Annotated in this window: 5 protein-coding genes; 2 read left to right on the plus strand and 3 right to left on the minus strand. The window is 66.0% G+C overall.

The genetic code is table 11. The features are described from left to right. Positions 1–354 (minus strand): hypothetical protein (locus GPA_RS19145; protein WP_041239390.1); only part of this gene is annotated, 354 nt, incomplete at its 3' end. Continuing rightward, a complete protein-coding gene (locus tag GPA_RS09260) occupies positions 291–1,199 on the minus strand; it encodes a hypothetical protein (protein ID WP_015539704.1) in 909 nt (302 codons plus the stop codon). The genes GPA_RS19145 and GPA_RS09260, both read right to left, overlap by 64 nt. A 393-nt stretch (positions 1,200–1,592) precedes the next feature. Here GPA_RS09260 and GPA_RS09265 point away from each other — a divergent pair, with 393 nt between their 5' ends. Continuing rightward, entirely contained in the window at positions 1,593–1,919 is a 327-nt protein-coding gene (locus tag GPA_RS09265; RefSeq protein ID WP_015539705.1) for a hypothetical protein, read from the plus strand. Between the two features lie 85 nt (positions 1,920–2,004). Here the strand turns inward: GPA_RS09265 and GPA_RS09270 are convergent, their stop codons facing one another. After that, positions 2,005–4,077, minus strand: a complete 2,073-nt coding sequence (locus tag GPA_RS09270) for an elongation factor G (protein WP_041240332.1) — start codon at positions 4,075–4,077, stop codon at positions 2,005–2,007. Positions 4,078–4,436: 359 nt separating this feature from the next. Between GPA_RS09270 and GPA_RS09275 the strand changes: the two genes are divergently transcribed. Beyond that, positions 4,437–4,695: hypothetical protein (locus GPA_RS09275; RefSeq protein WP_041239391.1), on the plus strand; the 259-nt coding region annotated here is incomplete at its 3' end.

Raw genomic sequence — 4,695 nt, forward strand, 5'->3', positions numbered from 1 at the left:
GCCCGTGGCGGCATCGCCGGATTCGGCGGACTCGGAGGTCATGCACGCAATCTGCGCCTCGAAGGACTCCTGCTCGCGGAACGGCGTGAGCACCGTGGCCACGAGCATGGTGATGGCGGCCCCGCACAGCGAGTAGAGCACGAGCGAGGGGTCGGCCACGCCGAACCCCGTGACCACGCACTTGCCCACCACCAGGCCCACGGCCAGGCTCACGTACACGAGCACGCGGCCGCCGTCGACGAGCAGCAGCGAACCGGGCTTAAGCCGCCGCGCCAGCCCAACGCCGAGTATCAGGCCGCCGAAGTCGAACAGGTTGAATCCTGCCAGGATAACCGTTTCGGATGCGAGGAGCACCCCCCCCCCCCGCCCAAGAAGGAAAGACCCACGATGCCGAGGACGAAGAAGAGCAGCGAGAAGCGGTGTATCGTGTCGATGTCGGCATTCGTCTCGGGCGCCTCGGGTATGAAGAAGATGACGATGCCCGCCAGCACGATACCCACGAGAACCACGGCGTTGCCCGCCATGAGCAGCGCGATGCCGCTGTTGATGAACCCGCCCTGCAACAGGCCGAACACGAACGCGTACACCGTGGTGGGCAGCAGCGTCTTCAGCGAATGGCGCAGGATGCTCTTGCGGGGCGGCTTGACGGCCGGGGCCGGGGCGGCCGCGTCGACCGGCTCGATGGTGCGCCAGTTCGCGATGAGCGACACGGTGGCCACCGCCGGCATGCACAGGGCCACAACGTAGCTGAGCGGCGGCACGAAGCTGCACGTGAGAAACGCGATCACGCCGCCGGCCATCATGTCGACCGCGAACGAGCGGAACAGGTGCCCCGCCGCCGCTTCCATATAATAGTGGAGCCACAGGAACATGAGGAACGCCTCGGAGAAGCCCAAAAGCACCACCGATGCGATGCGCCACGGCATGTCGGCCGAGAGCGTGGCCAGCGACAGCACCGAGGCCACCGTGGCGAGCAGGCCTGCCGCGCCCAGCAACAGCGTGGACGGCGCGATCTTGTTGCGCTTCAGGAAGAAGCGGCCCACGCCCACGAGCGCCCCGAAGGACAGGGCCAGCGTGAGGTACAACGTGAACTGGCGCTCGAGGAAGAACGCGAACGACGGGTTGTCGGTCGCGCCGATGAAGATGGGAGAGAACAGTACCAGGTAGTGCCAGCTCAAGTTGACCTTGAACCCGATCATGGTCAAGGTCTTCGCATGGGAAGTCTTACCCTCTGATCGTTCCGGCACAGCTTGCGTCATCCGGCACGCCCCTTTCCCCCTGATGAAAAGAAACGAGCAGTGCGTCGCTCGTCCTTCTCAAACCTTACCCGTTTTACCCGGAAAGGCCTATAGCCTACAGTACCAGAGCTGCTCATTTTCATACCGCGATAGGTACAAGGCTTATCAGGCCCCGTGCTAGGTTGATAGTTGCGCATGCGCGGCCCCGATCGCTCGACCATGCGCGTGACCTGCACGATCACTTCTCCCGCTTCGGCGCGCTCGTCTTCGCCCGAACCGGTCACGACCCTAGTATAAAGCATAACGTAATCGATCGAGTTAGATTATCGACCAACGACAGAAAGGACGGCCGTCATGCCGGGAGGATGCTGGATATGCAACCCGCTGTGCGGGAAATGCCAGCCCGCGCCCAAGAAATCGGGGAAGTGCCCCTCTTGCGGCACCTGCACCATCTTCGATCGCACGGAAGTGACGGCCGGGGCACCGCTCTTATGCAAGAAATGCGGCGAGGACCTGACAGCGCTCGTGCGCCCCGCGCCCCTGCGCTGCAACTACAGCGGCCTCGTGTGCGCCTACCCCTGCGGCAAGGGCGCGAGCGCGCATCCCGAGCACGGCTACCAAGTGTGCCGCCGCAACACCCCGCCAACCGAGGAGTGGCTGGCAGCGCACCCGGAGGCGTAGGAGCGAGACGCCATCCCTGTGCCCGTGCCCCACGACAAGAACGCCGCCCTTTCGGGCGGCGTTCTTTATCTCATCGCTCAACTTGCTAGTTGCCGGCGGCTCGGGCGGCTTGGTAGGCTTCCACGAGCCTCTTCGTCACGTCGGCGGGGGCGGGGTCGTATCCCTCGAGCTCCAGGGTGTACGAGCCGGAGCCGCGCGTGAGGGAGCGCAGGTCCTTCGTGTACGTCACCACCTCGGCGTAGGGCACGCGCATCATGATGACCGTCTCGCCCGCGTCGTTGGAGTCGGTGCCCACGATGCGTCCGCGGCGCGTGGAGATGTCGCCCATCACGGCGCCGGCGTACTCCTCGCCCACCGTCACGTTCAGGTTGGCCATAGGCTCCAGGAGAATGGGGTCGGCCTTCTCGCACGCGGCGCGGAAGCCGATGCGCGCGGCCGTCTTGAACGCCATCTCGTTGGAATCGACCGAGTGGTACGAGCCGTCGTACACGGCGCACTTCACGTCCACCATGGGATAGCCCGCCAGGAAGCCCTCGGCCATGGCGTCCTGCACGCCCTTGTCCACCGCGGGGATGAAGCCGCGCGGGATCTTGCCGCCCACGATCTCGTCCAGGAACTCGTAGCCGCCGCCGGGGTTGGGCTCCAGGCGCAGCCAGCAGTCTCCGAACTGGCCCGATCCGCCCGTCTGCTTCTTGTGGCGGCCCTGCGCCTCGGCCTTCTTGCGGATGGTCTCGCGGTAGGGGATGCGCACGGGCACGAGCCTCGCCTCGACGCCGGTCTGCTCCTTCAAGCGCGCGAGCAGCGTATCCACCTGGGCGTCGCCCATGGCGGTGACCACGGTCTGGTGCGTTTCCTCGCTGCGGTTGACGCGGACGGTGGGATCGGTCTCCACCACGCGGGCCAAAAACGTGCCCAGCTTGTCCTCGTCCTTCTTGTTCACGGCCTCGATGGCCACGGGGTACTGCGGCTCGGGCAAGGGCAGCGGGTCGATGGCCACGGTGCCCGACTTCGACAGCGTGTCGCCCGTGCGCGTCTCGGTGAGCTTGGGCACGACGACGATGTCGCCGGCCTTCGCGCTCTTCACGTCGTTGGTCTCCTTGCCCATCATGACGTAGAGGTGGCCCAGGCGGTCCTTCTTGCCCGTGCGAGCGTTCACCAGCTCCATGCCCGGCTCAAGCACGCCGGAGATGACCTTCATGAAGCTCAAGCGCCCCACGAACGGGTCGGACACGGTCTTGAACACGAAGCCTGCGGGCTCGCCCGTCTCGTCCACGAGCGTCTCCTCGCCGTTGGCCAGGCGGAAGCGGCCGTGGTGGCGCGGATGCGGGAAGTAGGTGGCGATATCCTCCATGACGCCCTGGATGCCCTGCTCGATGATCGTGGAGCCCACGAACACGGGGATGAACAGCTCCTGCGCGATGGCCTTGTCCAGCAGCTGCTCCAGCTCCTCCTGCGTGAGCTGCTCCTCGCCGTCGAGGTACTTCATCATGAGCTCGTCGTCGGCCTCGGCCACGAGGTCGCACAGCTTGTCGCGCGCGGCCTGCGCCGTCTCCACGTAATCGGCCGGGATGTCCTCGATGCGCTCGGCGTCGCTGCCGGGGTCGAAGTAGCGGGCCTTCATGCGGATGATGTCGATGACGCCCTTGAAGTCCGCGTCCACGCCGATGGGGATGGTCACGGGGCCCAAGCGCGAGCCGAAGCGCGCGTGCAGAAGCGCCATGGCGGTGTCGAAGTCGGCGTTCTCGCGGTCGATGTGGTTGATGAACACGGCGCGCGACAGGCGCATGTCCTCGGCCTCGCGCCAGAGCTTGGTGGTCATGACCTGCGGCCCCGCCACGGCATCGACCACGAACAGCGCCATCTCGGCCGCCTGCATGGTGGCCAGCGTGTCGCCGATGAAGTCGGGGTGGCCGGAGGTGTCGAGCAGGTTGATCTTGTAGTCCTTGTAGGGGATGGGGGCGATGGACGTGCCGATGGTGAACTTGCGCCGGATTTCCTCCTCGTCGTAATCGAGGTAGGACTTCCCGTCGTGGGTCGTGCCCATGCGGGGCGTGCGGCCCGAGACGTGCAGCATCGCCTCGGCGAGCGATGTCTTGCCGGCGCCGTCTTGGCCCACCAGCACAATGTTCCGTACGTGTTCGGTAGCAGGAGCTGCCATGTTGACCACCAACTTTCCTGTTGAGTGGCCCACGCCGTTGCCGTCTTCGTCAAGGCGCGAACCACAGTCGAGCCTAACCTACGAACTTCAAACGCGAACATGAAACCTTGACCTATAGTGTATCGCAAATGGCCGCCTCCCACACCCACAACGCCGGAATTCGACCGCTCGGGCGAAGCGCGGGACTCGCCTGCAGACGAAGCGCGGGTGGGTCTCCTTTGGAGAAGCCGCGGACAACACGTTACCGAACGGTGACGAACCCGTCGCCCGCCCCCCGCCCCAGGGCGCAGGCGAGCCGCAGCCCGTATAATCGGGACCGAGAGCGGCGCGAAGCCGCACCCCACCTAAGCGAGGAGACCATGAGCGACCACAGCCCCATCATCGACGTCGATCCCGTTGCCAGCACGAGCGATGCCGCGCGAGGCGCGCGCCCGTCGGAAGGCGATGCGTTCCGCGCACCGTCGTACGGAAAGGGTGCGGCGCAGGCCGCCGTCAACGCCACCATCATCGACGGCGGCACCGGCGCGAAGAGGAAGCCGAGCCGCATCGGCGGCGCCGTGCAGACCGCCGTCGGCGGCGCCCTCATGCTCGTGGGCGTGCCCATGCTCATCCTGCCCG

Source organism: Gordonibacter pamelaeae 7-10-1-b, from assembly GCF_000210055.1.
In the GTDB taxonomy this organism is placed as follows: Bacteria; Actinomycetota; Coriobacteriia; order Coriobacteriales; family Eggerthellaceae; genus Gordonibacter; species Gordonibacter pamelaeae.

What these genes read in the sequence shown, in the direction of transcription:
- GPA_RS09260 (WP_015539704.1), bottom strand. Translation starts at nt 1,199, where the DNA reads ATGATCGGGTTCAAGGTCAACTTGAGCTGGCACTACCTGGTACTGTTC.
- GPA_RS09270 (WP_041240332.1), bottom strand. Translation starts at nt 4,077, where the DNA reads ATGGCAGCTCCTGCTACCGAACACGTACGGAACATTGTGCTGGTGGGC.
- GPA_RS09265 (WP_015539705.1), top strand. Translation starts at nt 1,593, where the DNA reads ATGCCGGGAGGATGCTGGATATGCAACCCGCTGTGCGGGAAATGCCAG.